Below are 19008 nucleotides of genomic sequence, written 5' to 3'. Positions count from 1 at the left end.
CTGAGCCGTCCTCAAGTCCCGAAACGCCGTTCTCGTCATTTGGCTTTACTGACGAGACGCCGACTTATCAGGAGCAACGAGCATCCGGTGAGTGCATCGGCGATGATGCACTCGCCGAGAAGAGCGCGTATCGATATTTGCGCAGTGGTTGTTAGAAGGACTCGGCCACGAAATCTGTCAACGCACGTACGTCGCGGCGTGGCGGGCGGCCAAACATCCGTGCATACTCGCGGGTGAACTGTGGTGCGCTTTCGTAGCCTACTTCTGTTGCGACTGTCTCGACGTTTGAAGCGTTTTCGAGCATGAGCCGCCGAGCCGCCAGGAGGCGTAGCTCCTTTTGGTATTGCAGAGGACTCATCCCTGTTGTCGCTTTGAAGTGACGATGGAAGGTTGCAGAACTCATACACGCGATTGCGGCCAGTTCGTCGACCCGCACCGGTTCGGCAAAGCGTGTCTTCAGCTCGTGAATCGCGGCGATCAACCGGTTCTCGCGGCTGGATGCTACGACTGTGTGGAGGAGCTGTCCTCCGCCGGAGCCCGTTAGCAACCAATAAAGCAGCTCACGGTACAGCCCAGGATAGAGAAGCGGGATGGCGGCGGGCGTCTCAAGCATACGCATGGCTCTGCATAGGCAATCCAGCCCCTCCGCACTGAGATCGACGACGCAGACACCCGCAGGAGAGGCCGACGAAGCTTGTGTCTGGCTCTTTGGCTGCGAGGACATCTGTTCTGCGAGTTCACGCAGAACAGCGAGATCGAGAACAAGCACAAAGCCTAGAAAGGGTTCGCCGGGGTTTGCCTCAGAGACAGCGCCGCGTGACGGCATCTCAACTGTGACAACCATCGCTTGGCCGGCTTTGTACTCGTACCGAAAGTCGCCAAAAGTGGCCCACTTGCTCCCTTGTATCGCGATGCAAAGAGCAGGCTGGAAGAGCCGGTAGGTGGGAAGCTTCGGCTGATCGGAACGAAGGATCAAGAAGCCCTCGATGGCGGTCGGGTAGGGGTTCGTCGTTGCGCACGAGTCGGTGTAGCGGCGCAGCGCCTGCGCCAGGTCGTCGAGACTTCGCGCTCTCCTGCTCTTCGCGGCACCCATGGAGACCAGTGTACGTGAGAGGAACAGGCAAGAAATTGCGAAACCAAGCCATTCCGCCTCGCTCTTCGGCGGCTTAGTTTGGAAGAGGATCAGGAGGAAGCATGTCACAGGATCAACAGGGAAAGATCGCTATTGTTTCTGGAGGAAGCCGAGGCATCGGTCGCAGCACCGTGGAAAGTCTCGCACGTCGCGGAGTGAACGTGATCTTTACATATCACAGTCATCGCGAGGATGCGGATGCTGTCGTCGCTACAGCGAGGTCGTTTGGCGTCCAGGCTTCTGCTCTCCCTCTCGACACGGGGAAAGTCGGTGAATTCGAGGCTTTCACTGAAAGCGTGCGCGGAGTGCTCGCCGAAATAGGGTCGGAGCGCTTCGACTACCTGGTCAACAACGCGGGCAACAATCATCGCAACATGCCCTTGGAGAGTGTCACCGAAGAAGAGATGGATAGCATCTACAACGTCCATTTCAAGGGCGTCTTGTTTCTGATACAGAAGCTGCTGCCGCTCATGAAAGATGGTGGCCGGATTGTGAATATTTCGACCACCCGCACGCGCCTTTCGAGTCGCGGAGGAGCAGCTTATGCCTCCATGAAGGGAGCCGTAGACGTCCTTTCGCGACACATGGCGACGGAGCTCGGCCCGCGCCGCATCACGGTTAATGTCATCGCGCCGGGCGCAGTTGCAACGGACTTTAGCGGCGGCATCGTGCGCGACAATCCCGAGGTAAACAAGCTGGTCGCAAGTCACACGGCGCTCGGTCGCGTGGCTGGGCCGGACGACATTGGACCCGCAATCACTGCGTTGCTCTCTGACGAGAACGGCTGGGTCAATGGGCAGCGCATCGAGGTGAACGGCGGCGTGATGATGTAGCGTCCTCGCAGCGCTGCGGCACGGGAGAATGTACATGAAGGCCGGATCAAGTTCATTGATAGCGGGAAGTCAGCTTGGATTTGCAGAACCAGATGTGGACTGGTGACATCAGGCCAACGCGCATTTCCAGGCCGACTCCGCCTCGAAGCGTGATTCGGCGATTATGCATTCATCGAGATCACCGGCTGACGAGAGGGGCGTTTGTCAGTACGAATCGTCTGCGGCGTACTAACGCGTGCTTGATGAGAGCCTTTCTCCTTCCCCTACCATTTGCTCGGCTTCAGCCTTCATAAAGACTGCGTGAGGGGCCAAGCGCCCTATCAGGCGCGCCATGCGGCTTAACCCCGGGAGTATCTCTTGCCTCCCTTTCTCCAAGCCGCGCATCGACTCCTGGGCGAATTTGTTCACGTCCATGGCTGAGGATGAATTCAATTCCTCCTGCCCTTTGTTGAAGTTGGTCTTCACCGCCGGTGGCGCAAGCTCAATGACCTTGACCGACGAGTGTTTCAACTGCACACGAAGAGACTGCGTGTACGAGTGCATGGCCGACTTGGTTGCGCAGTAGATCGGCTTCACCGCCAAGGGAACAAACGCGAGTCCCGAACTGACGTTCACGATCGCAGCAGTTTGCTGGCGTTTCAGCAGGGGCAGGAACTGCTGAATCATCTGAATGGGACCTGTCAGGTTCGTCTCGATTTCTCTGTTCAGATCCTCAAGCGGGACTGTCGGGTCGTTCAAGTTACGCTTCAAACCAATCCCTGCGTTATTGATGAGGATATTGATATCTGGGAACGCGTGGGCCACGTCCGCATAGAGCTGCCTGATCGCTGCGGGATTACTCACATCGCTGCGATAAGTGTGAACGCCAGGCAGTGACTGGCGAGCTATAGCCAAATTCTCTTCTGTCCTTCCAGTGATGAGAACTGTATTCCCACGCTTGAGGAAGAGGGCAGCGAGAGCGTGACCGATGCCGCTGGTGCCACCGGTGATCAATACCGTATTCTTGGACATTTTCATGGAATCCCTCCAGTCGCTACATGGTGTCTATCGTTCGTGAAGTTGCTAAATTTTAGTAATCTGTCTGGACAGTCATGTACAAACGCAACGGTTAAGCGAGCATTCTCCATAAAGCTTCCACCCCGTTTTTGCAGTGGTTTTTTGCATGCTTCGGATCTTGAATCATTTGATCCATCGTTGCGTCCGCAACCGAGTTCATGAGCGTGATAACAAAGCTCATGGGGACCTTACGCATGGGCCCGGCGCTGCGGACGCGTTCCAGCAGTTCACCTATGGCAGACATCAGCCTGTGCCCTGCGATCCGGGTCTCTGACGTAATTTCGTCCGACACGGTAAGTTGGGCGAGTGCTTTCCTTTTCTCAGGAGAGTGAAGCGCCCAAGTACCCCAATTTCGCCAGATGTGGAAGAACTGATCTTGAAGATCAGCTTCTGTCGGGAAGTCCTTCATGGCCACTGATGCCATCTCCTGCTTCAGCTCAAGGTACAGCTGATTGAAAAGCTCCGACTTGGTTTCGAAATAGGTAAAAAGGGAGCCGTTCGCAATGCCAGCTTCTTTAGCTATGCCCATCGTGGGTGCGCTAAGTCCCTGGGTGACAATGACGCGCGTTGCCGCATCGAGAATTCGGTTCCGCTTGTCGTCACTGCGAGGCCTCGGCATAAATGGAATGTACTACGTAAGTGTCTAGACAGTCAATAACGGCAGGGTCTGGAGACCGCATGGTGAACGATTGGTACTGGTTCAGTCGGCTTCTCGGAAGCAATCCGCGAGGCGTTCTCAGTTGGCGAGAACAGGCCAATGCGCTCATTGAAGACGGATCGCATCCCAATATAGGAACTAGCCATCGTGAATTCGGTAAACCCTCGACGTGAGTCGGACAGCTAATCGAGGCAGACCACAACAGAGGGTTACTCTCGGACCCAGTTCTGAGGTTCGGTAAGCCAGCTTGTCGGCGTAGTCGATCAGTCCTGCTCAAGATCCGGGTTGGGCCGACGTGAGATTTCGGCTTCGAAGGGGAGTCTACGGCCTTCGTGAGTGAAGTTGGTGACACCAACTTTGAGAGCGGCGATCGGAATCGGGGGCCAGTCCTCATAGAACCATGCCTCAGGATGAACAGACTTTTCGAACCGCTCGCGCTTCAAAACGGACCACCCGTTCTGTTGCAAGAGCCTGAACCCACAAAGCTTCTTGTCGAACAAAAAGGCGTCCGCCTCACCGTCAATCCACACTACAGCTCCTGTGCTTTTCCAGTTCACAGCAATGGGAAGTCGAATATCCACGCGCTCCGTCACTAAGTCTTCGGGCCGCATATCAGCCGCGGGCCCGAAGAGGAAAGCCTGCACCATCTGGTCGGCCGTTATGTTCTCGAAGAAGAAGGCATTGAAGAAATTCAGCGAATTGGCGACCTCTTCGTCTTTCAGGTCGACCAGAGCAAAGCTACTGTCGGTTTCAAGTCCTTCATCGATCTTCTTGAACGTTTCGATCGCGAATCCGAATTGTTCGACCGATTGACCAAACATCTTGAGAGGGAATTCACTGCCGGAAGGAAGAATGATTTTGGCGTCCGGCTTGAAAAGCGCGAAGAACTCCACGGCATTTGAGTCCCAGCTGAATGGCTCGTCAGGATCAAAGAGGTTGAATTCGAACTGATGAATGTAGCCTCTCGAGTCCTTCCGGGCGGCGGAGAAGGTCAAACGCAACCCGGCCTTGTGCACGAATGATGTTTCGTCATCGAAGAGACGGACCTCGAACTCAGCGGACGCTTCCTGGTCACCAGCTTGAATCCGTACCGTGACGAAAGCGCCGACGATGCCCTGCAGGAGTAAAGCCCGGCTATCTGTTTGTCTGAGAAGCCGCTCGATCTCTGGATGCAAAGAGACCCCTTGGGTATTCGGGTCGATATACCCGCGCTCAAATATCTGCAGCCTTGCGGAAACGGAGGCGCCAGGGTCAATAACGTATGCCTGCGTAAGGCGAGGCACCTGAACGTGTGCGATGGATTCCGTATTGGAAGAGCGGAGAGAGAACACTGACCCAGGAATTGCTCTTCGGAGCCGCTGGTTCTCGCGGTGCAGTCGCAAGCGGTTTTGAACAAAGGGATTGATAAACGGGGCGAGCTGCTCGAGAAACACTTTGGTTCCCGTGTAGAGATCTGAATAGGGGATCGTCAGAGTGGCGTTCGTTCCATCCAGAAAGGCCTTCAACTTGTCCATCAACCAGAAATCGAGGAACAGAAAGAAGACTTTCCCGGTATCAAGCTGCACGCCAAACAGGCAAGTGGCCTGATTCTGGCGCAAGATATCCACTGCGTCGATCCGTTCGAGGATGATTCGCGGATGCTTGCTCTTCGCCACAGCCTTGCATTGGGCGCCAAGTACCGACCCGGTTCCTTCGAGCGATTTCGATCCTTTGACCGGTGCCAGAACTTGGCAGAGATAGTCCAGACCGATGTCTCTAACAGGCTTGCTCAAGGTCAGCCGATGCTTCGTGGCCCAATGCGCGAAGAAGGTCTCACCTTCCTCCCCAACTTGTTGCGCGAACGATACTCGTTTCCCTCGGTCTTCCGGCACTGATTAGTCCCTCTCTGCACGTAACCATTTTTGGGAATGATCCAGCCACGATTGTAGCGGCGACCCTCACCTGTGGGGTTGATGGAACCTACGCAGGTGCCAACCGCGGGAATCCGACGTTCTGACAACCACCCAGAGATGGCGATAACAGGCCGATGCACTCATTGAGTCTTTCGGAAGTGGTGTAGGCAGGATTGGTGACGGGAAACGCCGATCTCGTCATTTGCGATCCACGACGAGAAGGTGGCTGTTCCGAATTGGCTTGAGATAATAACGTAGAAGCGACCTGATGAAAGCTCATGATACAGTTCGGCGAAGCTTGTTTGCTTCGCCGTCTAAACCGGCTTTCTGGAGTACATATACAGCATCCCAGACCAGCCTTTCCAATTCTGCGATTCGATTCTCCCTAGCAGCGATAGCCGCATCCTGCCCACACCATTGCCGTATAAGCGCCCACGATGCCCTGTGATGGTTCAACAGTGGAATGATGTATTCGCCGTTCGGTCGAGTAGCGGTAAGAGACCAATTGCGTTCTGTAGCCTCTACATTTGTGAGCGGGGTGCCGGGCTCCGTCATACAAAAAGCCCGAGCTAGTTCGAGAGCGGTCTCAAAGGGTAAGTGCAGGCGTCCTTGACGATCCAAGTAGCGGGGATAAATCTCATCGAGCTGAAGGTTCTCTAGCCGTGCTCGCCCCTTCAATCTCTCAAGCTGATCTCGGGTACCTGAAAGGTCCCCGTTGTTGAAATGAACTTCATCACCGACACTGTCAATCACGCTTTCAATTGCCTCGGAGATCGGTGATGAGGCACTAAAACCCAGTTTCAAATTGTGCCTCCGCATGGATTCCCGGTCACGCTCTTCCTTCAGAAACGCTGCTTGGTCTTTCCATGGCACGATGACCTGTTCGGTGGAAAGATAGTCGATAAGATTGGGATGGGGCTTGATCCATTTGGCTCGCCATTTACGTCCCCGAACGTGTTCCAAGAGCTTGACGCGGTGCAGCGGACTGCCCAGGATTCGCTTCTCGCGAAACGCGTATTCTTGACCTGGTATGAGATCAGCATTCAACATGATGTCCAATTTTAAGAGAAGAGAGGTTGGCCTCCCGGGGCTCTTTCCGCTGCTGGTCATCGGGAAAATTGGCCACCAATGGAGCGTATCCGGTGGCGTCTGAGGAGCGAAACAGCGAAGTCTTGCATTGGCGGATGTTTTGGACATAGGCAAGTCCGCCGGGAATCCGTTGCGGCTGACTATGCCCAACACTATGTCCAAACTGCCAAAATAGCCCCTCACAGGACCGCATGGAACCTTACCGTCACACCCTGTAAGTTGTTGCAAGTAGTAGAGCCGTAAGTCTATTATTTGCAACAGATAAGGACTCAAAATCCGCCGGAGGCAACTCCATGGGGGTTCGATTCCCTCTCCCGGCACCACAAGTTAAGTTTCATCTAGTGCGTGAAATATATGGGAAAGCGCCTCTCGAATTGAGAGGCGTCGTTGTTTTTGTCCCATCTCTTGTGCGAATTCTGCTGCGTGTTTATCAAAACTAGAAAGTAATCCTTCCAGAAAGTTGCACGTTGCGTGGGTCGTTGACCTGAGAGAGCGTGTTGGAGCCATTTAGGTATCCGAAGAACGTACTGGTGTTGGTCACACCAATATTTCCAAACTGAGGATGGTTGAGTGCGTTGAAGGCATCGATCCTCAATTGCACTCCGACCCCGTGCTCCAATTGGAAACCCTTACGAACCCCGAGGTTCCAGGTGTTGGTGTATGGGTTCCGAACGTCACCAAACTGAGTGGCATAGTTCGTCGATCGGGTGACGAAGTCGTGGTACACACCGTTCTTTGTCGCATCAGTGGAAGAGGTAGGAACCCAGTTATATCCCGGGAGACTGGAGATACCCGTCCAGGCAGGATAGACATTCGGATTTTGTACAGTGGCAGCTGGCGTGTTCACCGTTGGGTAGGAAGCGAACTTGGAAGTATCGAACCATTTTTTGCCTGTCTTCGCGCTTCCGAGTCCGGGATCTCCTCCTTCGAAGAAGCCAGAGTTCGTCGGCAATGTGAGAGGCGTGCCCGAGTAAAACGTGTAGGTCCCGCTCACTTCCCAACCGCCGATGAACGCATCTACCAGCCGACTCACATCCCTGCCGATAAGTTTGCCGCGTCCAAAAGGAAGAGTGTATGTAGGCGCGGCAGCGAGTTGGAAGCGACGATCGTTCGAACTTAGCTGTCTCAGCAACGTTTGTGCGATGACAGAGTTGGTGACGAAGCCAGTAGTGTCCATCTGCTTGCCCCAGCTAAAACTCGTGGTCACAGCAAAGCCATTCCTCATACGTCTTTGAGCTTTACTTTGCAGGGCGTAGTGCTGGCTCGAACCATTATAGAAATTCTCAACGAGATCCCCGAGCAGAGGGTTCGGTCGGAGAAGTGTGTAGGCAGAGACGGTCGAACTGGTCTCGAGTGTGTTTGTGATGTATGGCGATCCTTTGAAGGGATTGGTGACTTGTGTATCGCCTGGGAGTGTGTCGACAGGGCGACCGGTCGCGTCGAACTTCGGATCATAGGCCGCATGGTATGGACCCACGGCTGGGTTGTTGATGTGATATCCGACCACCAGACCGTAAGTGTATTCATAGACTCCTCCAACTTCAAAGAGGTAGTCCTTCAGTTGATATTGGACATGCGCGCTGTAGTCATCGGTGTACTGACGCTTGATGTCCGACGTATAGAAGCTTGAGACCGAACCAGGGCTCGTATACACGCCGAGAGAGTTTCCGGTGTCAGCAACCAGACCACTGGGATACGGATTATCGAGTGTCGAAGACGGAGAGATGTAATTATTCGTTGTCGTGACGAATGTGGTTGTAGATGAATATCCCTGCTGGTTGGCGTGATTTGCAACGTAGTTCGATTGCACGAACCGACCAAATCCCGCACGGAACACAAGGTTTGGCTGCAGCTGATAGGCAACGCCGACCCTCGGCTGAAAGTACTTGTACTGTGGATCTGTCATGGATCGGCTCACGCCGTTTGTGCCGGCGTACAGAATGGCACCCCGTGCGACGAAACTTGATGGGTCGGATCGCTGCTGTTGCAGTAACTGCGTCCCGAGGTTGGTCGAGGTGCCGGTAATCTCCGCTCCATACTTTGGTTGCGAGTAGTTTGTGATGGTTGACAAATTGTAGTTCGGATCAAACCGCGTCCAATACCTATCGTGTCTTTCTGTCATCGGGAATTGATAGTCCCATCGCAAACCGAAGCTGAGCGTCAACCGCGGATGTACGCGCCACTCATCCTGGACATAGCTTCCGATGTACGGTTGCGAATAGTAACCACTGGCATTGCTCGTCATCGACCCGCTTGAAGGTAGCCCAAGAAGGAAGGACGCATACGCTGATCCCACACCTACGCCCGGAGTTGTATTCGGATTCGCTGTCGTCCAGATATTACTGAAATTGTATGTGCCTGGCGCACCCGCCTGCGACCCTGTGGCCTCCTGCTGCGAGAGATAGCCAACTCCGTAATGCAGAGTGTGGTTTTTATAGATCTGTTGCACGGAGGCGCGACCCTCATAGTTGTAGTCGTTTTCGTAAGAGGGGCCGCCGTTGTCGCCAAGCGTGGTGAAGAGGCCTGTGATCGCGGGCAGTCCCGATCCAATCTGCTCTGATTCGAACTGTTGCGAAAACCCGTAGGAGGACGCGCTTACGCCACCGGCGTTTGCTGGCGAATAGGTAGATGTCGTATAAATCGAAGCATTTCCCACCAAGGTGGCGAGAAGTTTCGGATTCAACACCCACGCATGGTTTATGGTTGCGCCGTAATTATGCCGAATGAGATAAGACCCTGTCAGAATGTCGTTTGGGCCGAAGGGGTCATTTGCTAATTCGCTTAGGTGGTTGAAGCGGTACTCCATGTAACTGTGATGGTTGTTGTTCCACGTTTGGTCGACGCGGCCAATATAGCTCGAAAACTTGTCGATCTTCGGTTCGTTGATGGCGTAATCATTCGAGTCGGTGCTGGAGCCATCGCTTGCTTTGTTGGGTAGCGGCACCAAGGCGGTAATGGCCGCAGCGATGGCACTGAATCGTGCAGGGTTAATGGTCGCGTTTTGGAACGCTGTCCTGGCACCTGTGGATGTTGCAGTGGCCGGATCGTAGATGACGACGGGGTAGCGCGTCGTTACGCCATTCGTTGTATTCGTTGTATACGAGTTGCTGAAATTACCGTTCCGCTCGTCCTGAGTGGGCAAACTAAGGAAACCTGTAGCCGCAGGGGAAGTGTTGTGAACGCCGTCATAGCTAAAAAAGAAGAACGAGCCCTTCTTTCTGCCATCCCATAATTTAGGAAGCCATATTGGGCCGCCAGCGCTCCCTCCCCACTCGTTCAGATGCACCGTCGGGGTGTGAACTCCCGAAATGTTGTTCTGGTAGTAGTTCGCGTTGAGGAAGTTGTTAATGTCCCTCTCGTACAAAGAACCATGAAAGTTCTTTCCACCGTTCTTAATCGTCATGTTCACGGTGCCAGCGGCTGTGCGCTCAATCCCTGCGTCGTACGCGTTGGTCAATACCCGCATCTCCCCCACGGCGTCAGTCGGAGGAATGAACGCAATTTGACCGTTGGAAACGATCGTGTTCGTGCCACCGTCGATCATGTAATTCATGGCGTTGTTTCCGGAGCCTGCGCCATTGGTAACAATCGCGGACAGCGAATTGGTGGACCAAAGCAAGGCGGCGCCGCCGCTGGCGGGAGCAAGGAAGACTCCGGGCGCCAATCGAACAAAGTCCATGGGGGAGCCCGACTCCGAGGGAAGCTCCTCAAAATCCTTGTTGCTCAGAGTGGTTCCGGAGACCGCCGCCGTCGTATCGATCAAAGGCGTTTCGGACACAACTGTGACCGTATCGGTAGTGCGTCCGACGGATAAGGTCACGTCCACGAACTTCTGATCGGAGATCTGCAGCTCGATGGAAGAGTGCTGCAAGGTCTGAAAGCCGGGCGCTTGAACGGTAAAGTGATAATGGCCCGCAACCAATGCATCTACTTGCCAGTCACCTGTTGCGTTCGTCTTCGCGGTTGTTTGAAGACTCGTTTCGTCGGAAATGACGGTCACGGAAGCTTCTGGAATCGCTCCGCCAGCGCTATCAAAGACCTTGCCCCCCAACACGGATGTCGTTCCCTGCGCGGAAGCGCGTGGAGCGAGAGTCAGGAGGAGAGTGCCGAGGAGTACGAAGAGAATATTGACTCTTCTGCGCGCTAAGCATCGCAGCCTCGATTGCCGTTGGTATGCCTCGCAGCCCCCGCAACATGTCTCCAAGCCTAATTGCAAAGCGGCGGCCCTAGTTGACCCGCTGTCTTTCGTAAAGCTTTTCAAGCTGGGAGAAAACTCGACTCTGTACTCTCTGTCTTCTGACTTCCAATGCATCATGGCGCTCCTGGCAAGAACGACTACCCGTACCCGCTTTTCACAGCTAAAGGCAAGGGTCATTCTCTGACTGCGAAAAAGTACGCGCCTTTTGCTGCTTATTGAAAGGTGCCATACGGTTTAGAAAGATCCGCTTCCTCGCGAAGCCTCTAAGTGCATTTTTTTCTTATGCTTGCGGGGACGTTATAAAAGCGTTATACCCCGCAAAACCGACGTTACAAGTGTCCGCATGGAAGCTGCCAACTGCTTTTCCGATGGAGTAAGATTCAAGCCCGAACAAAATGGAGGGTTTTTCCGATGCGGGTGGTCTGCGAGGTGGAAACGATTGATGTCCAGAAGGCCCATGACCAATCGCGTATTCGTCGCCAGTTGGAGCGGATCCTTGAACACAGTTCCTTCCGAAACAGTAAGCGATACCATTCCTTCCTTCGTTACGTCGTGGAAGAACGCCTCAACGGTAACGCGGCGTACCTCAAGGAGCGCCTGATCGGAGTTGCGGTCTTCAAACAGCCACTCGACTACGACACGAACGCGAACTCAGTCGTTCGAGTCACTGCCGGTGAGGTGAGGAGAAGACTTGCCCAGTATTATCTGAACGCTACCGCCGCTGACGAAGTGCTGATCGAGCTCCCTCTTGGAAGCTACGTGCCAGAGTTTCGCAATCAGGATGTGATCGCACCACCTGAAACGGCTCTCAACCCGCCAACCGTCGGACTCCTGTACGACGCAGAGGAACTGCGTGACCAGCCAATCCCTTTGACCCTGGAACTGGTGGACTTATCCAAGGGCCCTCTCCTTAACACGACTCGCTTCATTTTGATCGTAGGTTGTTGTCTACTGGTGAGTTTGATCGCCATTGTCATTCGATCACGAGGACTAAAGGACAATGAGGCGGACCTAATCTGGAAGGGCGCCTTCGATGGCCGAGATGTCCTTCTCTGCGCAGGCCCTCTTGGCGGTGAAAAGCAGCTACTGGGCAGCCAGGATCAGGGCTCTCAGGTTCAGTTCACAAACTCTGGCATCTCTCTTACGACCGCCAAGACCGTCAGTCTTATCGGATCAGCCATCGGCCGTACCGGAGGCAACGCTTTTCTTCTTCCGATGCAGGATACAAAGCTTGAGGACCTCCAACGCTCCCCGACAGTGTTGGTAGGAGCTTTTAACAACGGATGGACGATGCGGCTTCAAGCTCCGTTGCGATACCAGTTTGCCTATGATGCTCAAGGACGTTTCGGCATCGTCGATACAAAAGAGGTCACATCTAAGCGTTTTATGGGTGACGATCAACCGACACGCGACTATGGCTTACTCGCTCACTTCCATAGTCCTACGACTGGCCAGTCCACTGTGATTGTTGGAGGACTGGGTATGCATGGCACGGCAGCCGTGAGAATCTTCCTGAGTTCTCCCGAACTGATAAAGGAGTTCTCAAAATCTGCTCCTCGCGGGTGGGAGAAGAGTAATTATGAGATAGTGCTCGCATCCGACCTCGTAAACAATCTGGCGGATTCTCCGAAGGTGGTAGCAGTGTATTTCTGGTGAGGTCCTAGATTAAGGCCATGAGGTCGCTCCATTGCAACAGTGACCGCATGAGTTCGATCGCTAGCGCCCAGCTTTGCGAGGATTATTTTTAGGTTTGCCTTCACGGGATGCTTCGCGATTGAAAGTTCCGAACCAATGATCTTGTTCGATCTGCCTGGCGCAACTTTGCTCGATAGGTTGATCTCCCGAGGCGTCATCCGGGTTTGCGCAATAGAAGAAGCCTCCCATGTAGTGGGAGGCTTCTTCTTGCTTGAATTTATTGACGATGAGTCGATTGTCGGAATTGTTGGAGAGATGCAGCGTTCCATCCGTTTGTAATATAAGAACGGTCTAACCGGGCTATGCCTGCGGTGGGGTCTGGAATGCCGGTGGCGGCGGTGGGTAGCTTGGCGGCAGGTAGGGAGAGGCGGTCTCGACTATCGGAACGACCTTCCAGTCAGCGAAAGCGAGGATGCAAAGAATCACAAGGTGGCCGATGCCGGGGATGAGGACCAGCAGGGCAAGCGGTCCGGCGAGTCCGGCTTTGGTGAAGATGCGCCAGAAAAGAAAGACAAAGAAGGCTGCGAAGGCGAGACCGACAAGCATGAAGATGGGGATCAGCGTCATCATCATGTGGGTCACTTGTTGTTGAGTTTGTTGCGGGTCCATAGAGGTCTCCGGGGGCTAGAGGTTGGTGACGGTTGGGGTCGTCTTCCAGGGCGAGAAGGCAAGGATATAGAGAGCGATGATGGTGCCGATGCCGGGCGCGAGGGCGAGCAGCGCGATGGAGTAGTGTAGTCCTGCTTTGCGGGCGATCTGGATAAGCGGAATGATGAAGAGGACCACCGAGAGCACGTAGGTGATGAGGAAGAAGTGCAGGATGTGGTGAAGATAAGGGTGAGCGGCTGCGACGTCCAAGTAAGTTCCTCCTGAGGGTTGAGGACACTGTATCGGAGAGTTGCGGGTGGGGGGAAGGGAAATCGTGTCGAGCGGCGACGCGGGCCCCGCAGGGTTTGCTATTCTGCGGATGTCCCCTTTTCCCCAAATAACGCTGAAAGCTGCGCCGTAGTAGTCGTCAGCCACATTTCTCTACCTGAAGCAGGAGTTTTTCGATGAAAAAGCTGTTGGCCGTGGTGTATCTGGTGGTGCTTTCGACGGGAGCTCCGTCGCTGGCGAAGGCGCAGAGTGAAGGGCGTGGACCTCGTGGTGGGGAGGCTGCTGCGCCGGTCAGTCTGGACCAGAAGCTGAAGGGGTTGGAGAAGAAGGATGGCTTTATCCCGATGTACTGGGATGCGAAGACAGGGAAGGTGTATCTCGAGGTCACGAAGTTCGACAGCGAGTTCATGTACGTCTATCAGACCTCGGCGGCTGCGGGCACGGCAGGGATTCAGCGTGGCAACATCGCGCGACCGCAGATTGTGACCTTCCGGCGGGTGGGGCCGAAGGTGATGCTGGTGGCGAAGAACCTGCTTTGGCGGACGGCCTCGGACGATCCGTATCAGAAGATGGCGAAGGACCAGTCGTTTCCGGAGAGCGTGCTGTGGGGATTTCCGGTGGCTGCCGAGGATGGGCCTCAGCATGTGTTGGTGGATGCGACGGATTTCTTTCTGCACGACGCTCCTGATTTTGGCGGACGGCTGGCGGGGTATCGGCTGGATGCAACGCGCAGCGCGATTGTGCCGGAGGTGGTGAAGAACTTTCCGCTGAACCTGGTTGTGGAGACGATGCTAACGTTCACCAACGAGGCTGGCGGCGGCGGAGGGCGTGGCGCTGCGGCGGCTCCGGCTGCAGGTGGGCCGGGCGGAGGGCGGTTAGCTCTGAACGAGGTGACGCCGGATGTGCGCAGTGTGACGCTGCGCGAGCGGCAGATCCTGATGGCGCTGCCGGCTCCGGGCTATACGCCGCGAATCTGGGACTCGCGCGCGGGGCAGACGCAGACGGTGGGCTTCAAGGACTGGACCAAGCCGCTGGGCGAGTCGGTGGAGACGCGGTACATGACGCGGCATCGGCTGGAAAAGACGGACCCGAAGGCGGCTGTGAGCGAGGTGAAGGAGCCGATCGTGTACTACATCGATCGCGGGGCTCCGGATAGCGTGCGGCAGGCATTGCTCGAAGGAACGCGGTGGTGGAGCGCGGCGTTCGAGGCGGCGGGTTTCAAGAATGCGTTCAAGGCTGAGCTGCTGCCGGAGGGTGCGGACCCGCTGGATATTCGCTACAACATGGTGATGTGGGTGCATGAGGCGGAGCGCGGCTTCTCGAATGGAGCGAGCATTGTCGATCCGCGCACGGGCGAGATCATCAAGAGCGAGGTCACGCTGACGAGCGGCCGCGAGCATCAGGATTACCTGATTACCGAGGGGCTGCTTTCGCCGTATAAGAAGGACGGCAAGGCCGATCCGCAGCAGATGGAGCTGGTGATGAACCGGATGCGTCAGCTCGCGGCGCATGAGGTGGGTCATACGCTCGGGCTGGCGCATAACTTTGCGGCGAGCTCGTTCGGCGAGGGTAATGGAACGGTCGATGACTATCCGTTCCCGAAGATCCAGATCGATAAGAATGGGCATCTCGACCTTACACATGCGTACGACAACGGCATGGGCGCGTGGGACAAGCTGGTGATCGATTACACCTATAAGGAGTTTCCGCCGGGCACGACGGCAGCGCAGGAGCAGGCCGGGCTGGAGAAAATCATCCAGGACGGTGTGAAGAAGGGCATCTACTTCCAGACCGACGAGGGCAACACCTCGGTGAGTCCGCACTCGACGCAGTGGGATAACGGCGCGGATGCTGCGGATGAGCTGGATCGGTTGATGAAGGTGCGCGCGATCGCGCTGAAGAACTTCAGCGAGGCTGCGATCAAACCGGGTGAACCGATGGCGACGCTGGAGGATGTGCTGGTGCCTGTGTACCTGCTGCATCGTTACCAGGTGGGAGCCGCGGCACAGGAGATCGGCGGTCAGGACTACCGTTACGCCGAGCGCGGCGATGGTCAGATGGTGACGAAGATTGTGGCCGGCGAGGAGCAGCGGAAGGCGTTGACGGCGGTGCTAAAGACGCTCGATCCGGAGGCGCTAACGCTGCCGGAGACGCTGCTGGAGAAGTTCCCGCCGCGTCCGCCGGAGTTTGGCCGCACGCAGGAGTCTTGGGGCAGCTTCAACGGGCCGAGCTTCGATGCGCAGGCTCCGGCTCTGACGGCGGCGACGGTCACGCTGGATGCTCTGCTGGAACCGGGCAAGGCGAACCGGCTGGTGGAGTTCCACGCGCGGGATGAGGCGAACCCGAGCCTGAAAGAGGTGCTGGACGCGCTGCTGAAGGCGAGCTGGTATTCGCCTGCTCCGAAAGGGTTGGCCGGGCTGACGGAGATGACGGTCGATGCTGCGGTGCTTGAGAAGCTGACGGCACTGAGTAACGCGAACCTGTCTCCGCTGGCAAAGGCAGAGGTGCGCGGAACGCTGACGGAGCTGCGCGGATGGATTGCGCAGCAGGGAAAGACGGCGGATGGCGATTGGAAGATCTTCTATGCAGCTCAGACCGAGGCAGCAGGTGGTCGCGGAGGTGCGGCTGGCGGTGCTTCTGTAGGCGCGGCTGCGGCGCCTGGTGGAGGTCGGAGCAGCGGACCTGCGCCGGGAAGTGTGCCGAATGGGCCGCCGATCTAAGGCCCATGCCGCTGACTCCCTCGCTACACTGGGAGGTCAAGGGTAGGAAGATAAACCTTTGCACAAATGTAAGCGGCTATAGGCCATCGCTTACGAAGTTATCGCAGCGCCCACAACCGAAGGGTCCCATCGTCTCCGCCGAGCAGGGCGAGTGAGCCGTCATCCGAGATGTTTACGGTGACAGTGTCATCGCCTGGTCCCTTCAGGTGGCCGAGCTCCTGGCCGGTCGTCAGGTTCCAGAGATGCACGATCGAGCCGGGCCCGCACCACAGGGCAAGATCGCCCGCGGGAGAAAGCGCGATGGAGCCGATGGCGCTGTTGTGTGTGCTCCAGGTATGCAGTGCGGAGCCATTGGCGACGTCCCAGAGGATCAGCGTTGTGCGGCCGCCGATCAGCAATCGTCTGCCGTCTCTAGTGGCAGCGACGAACGTTACGATATCGTTCATCTTCAACCCGGAGCAGATTGCAGCGGACTGTGCTTGAAGGTTCCACCGGCACACTCGAGCATCGTCCTGCACCCATACTAGGCTCCGACCTCCATCGGTAAAAGCCATGCGTGAAGCGGAGGCGGAAATGGGCAGCGACCGCTGTATGGAGCCGGTGGCGAATGTCCACAGATGTATGGAGCCGTTGTAGCTGACGGCGGCCTGCGTGCCATTTGGGGCGAGTGTTGCCGTCAGTCGTGGAGCGTCGCTGACGGGGAGGCTGCGCAGGTCTCTGCCGGAAGCGATCTCCCAAAGATGCACGTTGGATTTGAAGCCAGCAGTGAGTACGCTGCGTCCATCAGCGGTGGGGACGACGGTTTCAAAGATATAGCCGGGGCCGGTATAGCGGTGGACCTCTTTCGCGGTATCGAGGTCCCAGACGGAGGCTATGCCTTCGCCCGCGCTGACAACGGCGAGGTGAGTGCCGGGGAGAAAGGTAGCGCTGAGAAGGTTGTTGCCGTTAGGCCGGCCGAGGGGCCGCGACTCAAGTCGATGCAGGCCAAGAGTCGCAGAGAGCAGCGGCTGCGACGGTGCCTGGGGGTGTGCAGGGAGAGCCGGCGAGAGCAGCCACGACAGCGCAAACAAGGGCCAATACCTCCGTGTCCGTGTCAGCGAGATGAGCGGCAGGCTTGGCTGTAGGGAGCTACGTTGTGAATGGTGATCGTTCATGCGAAAAGAGTCCTTGTCGGCTGTCAGCCTTTGAAACCTGCTTTTAGTCCTTTTTTCAGTTTGGCCGCGACCGCCGCGCCTGCTTCCGATTTGGTGATCCTATTGTCTCCGTCCGTATCGAGACCCTTGTTCACCTCGTACATTTTGCTGGGCGACGAAAAAAGGACGAAGGAGTTTTCTTTGCCCACGGCTGCGGGATAAAGGATCACCATATATGTGTCTTCGATCGTCTTGAGCCTGCCTGCATACGGCTTGAAGTATTTTTCGACGTAATCGAGCTGGGCTTCGGCTGTCAGCTTTGCGAGAGCGTCGGTGCTTGTGCCCATGCCCTTTGCGGTAGCAGCCATGAACTGGATCAGACCGGTCGCGGAGGAGTGGGGGTTCTTGATGGATGGAGAAAAGGTTTCACCCGATTCGAAGGCCATGCAGGACATAAGAAAGTCGGGGTTGAGCGAGAGTCCCTCGCATATCTTGATGACCTTTGTCTTAAAGCTGGAGCTGACCTTGGCGCCCCACGCAATCTCTTTCGTGGACGGTGGCGCGACCGTGTGGGTCTGCATCGTCTGTACGAGGGAGCTGCCAAAGGCGCTCGCCTCTGCCTGCAGCGAATGATAAGCGCTGGTCAGTGTCTGAGAGAAGTAACTGGTAAAGCTGGGAGCGCTGCTGACGTGTGAATCCGTCACGTGCGCATGCCCCGCAGTCAAAAACCGAAGAGTCTCCCCTTCAGGATCAACTCTCCCATCCGGCTGCTTCATGTGAAGAAATCGACGTTGAACCTTTTCGATTGCAAAGATGGTCGCTGGCCCAGCACGGCCGTCGACCATCAAAGGGGAAATAGCCGCAACGCCACTCGCATTGAGAAGCCGTTGCACGGTGCAGACATCCGAAGCCAGGTTCGTTCCGGACGCACCGACGGAGTGGTAGATAGGTGACCGCTTGCGCATGTTTCGATCTCTCCAGGGCCCGGGTGTATCTAAAAGCAGGCACAACAGAATCAGGAACTGCGAGCGGCAACCTTACGTTAGGTCGTCCGTGTCGAAGGTGGGGAGCTTACGGCCTAGAGCGGTGATGTCGCGGGGCTGTCCCGCGATGGCTGTGATGGCATCTTCGATATCGCTTTCGCTTGGGCGGTCGGCGTGTATTGCCAGCTTCTTGTGGCTGTCGGGCAGTTCGATGGATTCGAGCAAAACGACGACGTGGGCGACGGCGGTTCCGTCTTGCGAGAGGCCTTCGGGCGTTTTGCCCTTGATGCTGACGCGGTTGAGTTCGAGCGAAAGCAGGTCTGCGACGCGCTCGCGCATCTCACCCGCAATGGGGACGATCTTCGGGCGGTGCATGATGAGTACGCAGTCGAGATTGACGATCTTGTAGCCAGCAAGGGCGACTTCTTCGAGCGCGGTCTCGAGGAAGAGCGTCGAGTCCGCGCCCTTCCACTTGGGATCGGTCGGAGGGAAGAAGGTGCCTATGTCTCCAGCGGAGACAGCGCCGAGCAGCGCGTCGGTGATGGCGTGGAGCAGGAGATCTCCGTCAGAGTGGCCAGCGAGGCCCTGCGGGTGGTCGATTTTTAGACCGCCAATGACGAGAGGAACGCCTTCCTTGAAGGCGTGGGAGTCGAAGCCGAGGCCGATACGCATGCTCATTGAGATTGATTCTAAATCCAGAGTCGGGTCGGTAGGTGGCCGGAGACCTTGCAGGTATATGCCGA

At 56.2% G+C, this 19008-nt stretch carries 15 protein-coding genes; 3 read left to right on the top strand and 12 right to left on the bottom strand.

The window, feature by feature from the left end; translation table 11 throughout:
- Window positions 1-151 precede the first annotated feature (151 nt).
- Window positions 152-1093, bottom strand: a complete 942-nt coding sequence (locus OHL14_RS06070; RefSeq protein ID WP_263378431.1) for an AraC family transcriptional regulator — start codon at window positions 1091-1093, stop codon at window positions 152-154.
- Between the two features lie 101 nt (window positions 1094-1194).
- On the opposite strand from OHL14_RS06070, the gene OHL14_RS06065 reads away from it, so the two are divergent.
- Window positions 1195-1965: an SDR family NAD(P)-dependent oxidoreductase gene (locus OHL14_RS06065; protein WP_263378430.1), complete on the top strand. Its 771-nt coding sequence runs from the start codon at window positions 1195-1197 to the stop codon at window positions 1963-1965.
- A gap of 228 nt (window positions 1966-2193) precedes the next feature.
- Here the strand turns inward: OHL14_RS06065 and OHL14_RS06060 are convergent, their stop codons facing one another.
- The 5 genes from OHL14_RS06060 to OHL14_RS06040 form a co-directional block, all read right to left on the bottom strand.
- Complete coding sequence (locus OHL14_RS06060) at window positions 2194-2982, bottom strand: SDR family oxidoreductase (RefSeq protein WP_263378429.1); 789 nt, start codon at window positions 2980-2982, stop codon at window positions 2194-2196.
- A 91-nt stretch (window positions 2983-3073) separates the two neighbouring features.
- On the bottom strand, window positions 3074-3640 hold the full coding sequence (locus tag OHL14_RS06055) for a TetR/AcrR family transcriptional regulator (RefSeq protein WP_263378428.1): 567 nt from the start codon (window positions 3638-3640) through the stop codon (window positions 3074-3076).
- 302 nt (window positions 3641-3942) lie between these two features.
- Window positions 3943-5550 (bottom strand): hypothetical protein, encoded by a 1608-nt coding sequence (locus OHL14_RS06050; protein WP_263378427.1) that lies wholly within the window; start codon window positions 5548-5550, stop codon window positions 3943-3945.
- A 297-nt stretch (window positions 5551-5847) separates the two neighbouring features.
- Window positions 5848-6621, bottom strand: a complete 774-nt coding sequence (locus OHL14_RS06045; protein ID WP_263378426.1) for a hypothetical protein — start codon at window positions 6619-6621, stop codon at window positions 5848-5850.
- 475 nt (window positions 6622-7096) lie between these two features.
- The gene (locus OHL14_RS06040; RefSeq protein WP_263378446.1) at window positions 7097-10972 is read right to left on the bottom strand and encodes a carboxypeptidase-like regulatory domain-containing protein; all 3876 of its coding nucleotides are present in this window, start codon (window positions 10970-10972) and stop codon (window positions 7097-7099) included.
- A 315-nt stretch (window positions 10973-11287) separates the two neighbouring features.
- On the opposite strand from OHL14_RS06040, the gene OHL14_RS06035 reads away from it, so the two are divergent.
- Window positions 11288-12514 (top strand): hypothetical protein, encoded by a 1227-nt coding sequence (locus OHL14_RS06035; protein WP_263378425.1) that lies wholly within the window; start codon window positions 11288-11290, stop codon window positions 12512-12514.
- Here OHL14_RS06035 and OHL14_RS20195 read toward each other — a convergent pair.
- The 3 genes from OHL14_RS20195 to OHL14_RS06025 all read right to left on the bottom strand — a co-directional run bounded on the left by OHL14_RS20195 (window position 12436) and on the right by OHL14_RS06025 (window position 13411).
- The gene (locus OHL14_RS20195) at window positions 12436-12711 is read right to left on the bottom strand and encodes a LuxR C-terminal-related transcriptional regulator (protein WP_396270982.1); all 276 of its coding nucleotides are present in this window, start codon (window positions 12709-12711) and stop codon (window positions 12436-12438) included. The genes OHL14_RS06035 and OHL14_RS20195 overlap by 79 nt on opposite strands.
- A 142-nt stretch (window positions 12712-12853) precedes the next feature.
- The gene (locus tag OHL14_RS06030) at window positions 12854-13162 is read right to left on the bottom strand and encodes a hypothetical protein (RefSeq protein ID WP_263378424.1); all 309 of its coding nucleotides are present in this window, start codon (window positions 13160-13162) and stop codon (window positions 12854-12856) included.
- 15 nt (window positions 13163-13177) lie between these two features.
- The gene (locus tag OHL14_RS06025) at window positions 13178-13411 is read right to left on the bottom strand and encodes a hypothetical protein (protein WP_263378423.1); all 234 of its coding nucleotides are present in this window, start codon (window positions 13409-13411) and stop codon (window positions 13178-13180) included.
- A gap of 194 nt (window positions 13412-13605) precedes the next feature.
- On the opposite strand from OHL14_RS06025, the gene OHL14_RS06020 reads away from it, so the two are divergent.
- Complete coding sequence (locus OHL14_RS06020; RefSeq protein ID WP_263378422.1) at window positions 13606-16149, top strand: zinc-dependent metalloprotease; 2544 nt, start codon at window positions 13606-13608, stop codon at window positions 16147-16149.
- Between the two features lie 98 nt (window positions 16150-16247).
- Here the strand turns inward: OHL14_RS06020 and OHL14_RS06015 are convergent, their stop codons facing one another.
- The 3 genes from OHL14_RS06015 to ispF all read right to left on the bottom strand — a co-directional run bounded on the left by OHL14_RS06015 (window position 16248) and on the right by ispF (window position 18943).
- Window positions 16248-17219, bottom strand: coding sequence for a WD40 repeat domain-containing protein (locus tag OHL14_RS06015; protein WP_263378421.1), 972 nt, complete (start codon window positions 17217-17219; stop codon window positions 16248-16250).
- A 107-nt stretch (window positions 17220-17326) separates the two neighbouring features.
- Window positions 17327-18247 (bottom strand): hypothetical protein, encoded by a 921-nt coding sequence (locus tag OHL14_RS06010; protein ID WP_263378420.1) that lies wholly within the window; start codon window positions 18245-18247, stop codon window positions 17327-17329.
- 72 nt (window positions 18248-18319) lie between these two features.
- Window positions 18320-18943 (bottom strand): 2-C-methyl-D-erythritol 2,4-cyclodiphosphate synthase, encoded by a 624-nt coding sequence (gene ispF / locus OHL14_RS06005; RefSeq protein ID WP_263378419.1) that lies wholly within the window; start codon window positions 18941-18943, stop codon window positions 18320-18322.
- Window positions 18944-19008 lie beyond the last annotated feature (65 nt).

Source organism: Granulicella paludicola (assembly GCF_025685545.1).
Lineage (GTDB): Bacteria > Acidobacteriota > Terriglobia > Terriglobales > Acidobacteriaceae > Granulicella > Granulicella paludicola.
This window is presented reverse-complemented; position numbering and strand designations above follow the sequence as displayed.

Bases quoted from the DNA above. Each gene is read 5' to 3' on its own strand.
- OHL14_RS06030 (WP_263378424.1), bottom strand. From the start codon at position 13,162: ATGGACCCGCAACAAACTCAACAACAAGTGACCCACATGATGATGACG.
- OHL14_RS06065 (WP_263378430.1), top strand. From the start codon at position 1,195: ATGTCACAGGATCAACAGGGAAAGATCGCTATTGTTTCTGGAGGAAGC.
- OHL14_RS06040 (WP_263378446.1), bottom strand. From the start codon at position 10,972: ATGCATTGGAAGTCAGAAGACAGAGAGTACAGAGTCGAGTTTTCTCCC.
- OHL14_RS06045 (WP_263378426.1), bottom strand. From the start codon at position 6,621: ATGTTGAATGCTGATCTCATACCAGGTCAAGAATACGCGTTTCGCGAG.
- ispF (WP_263378419.1), bottom strand. From the start codon at position 18,943: ATGAGCATGCGTATCGGCCTCGGCTTCGACTCCCACGCCTTCAAGGAA.
- OHL14_RS06055 (WP_263378428.1), bottom strand. From the start codon at position 3,640: ATGCCGAGGCCTCGCAGTGACGACAAGCGGAACCGAATTCTCGATGCG.
- OHL14_RS20195 (WP_396270982.1), bottom strand. From the start codon at position 12,711: ATGACGCCTCGGGAGATCAACCTATCGAGCAAAGTTGCGCCAGGCAGA.
- OHL14_RS06070 (WP_263378431.1), bottom strand. From the start codon at position 1,093: ATGGGTGCCGCGAAGAGCAGGAGAGCGCGAAGTCTCGACGACCTGGCG.
- OHL14_RS06020 (WP_263378422.1), top strand. From the start codon at position 13,606: ATGAAAAAGCTGTTGGCCGTGGTGTATCTGGTGGTGCTTTCGACGGGA.
- OHL14_RS06060 (WP_263378429.1), bottom strand. From the start codon at position 2,982: ATGAAAATGTCCAAGAATACGGTATTGATCACCGGTGGCACCAGCGGC.
- OHL14_RS06010 (WP_263378420.1), bottom strand. From the start codon at position 18,247: ATGCGCAAGCGGTCACCTATCTACCACTCCGTCGGTGCGTCCGGAACG.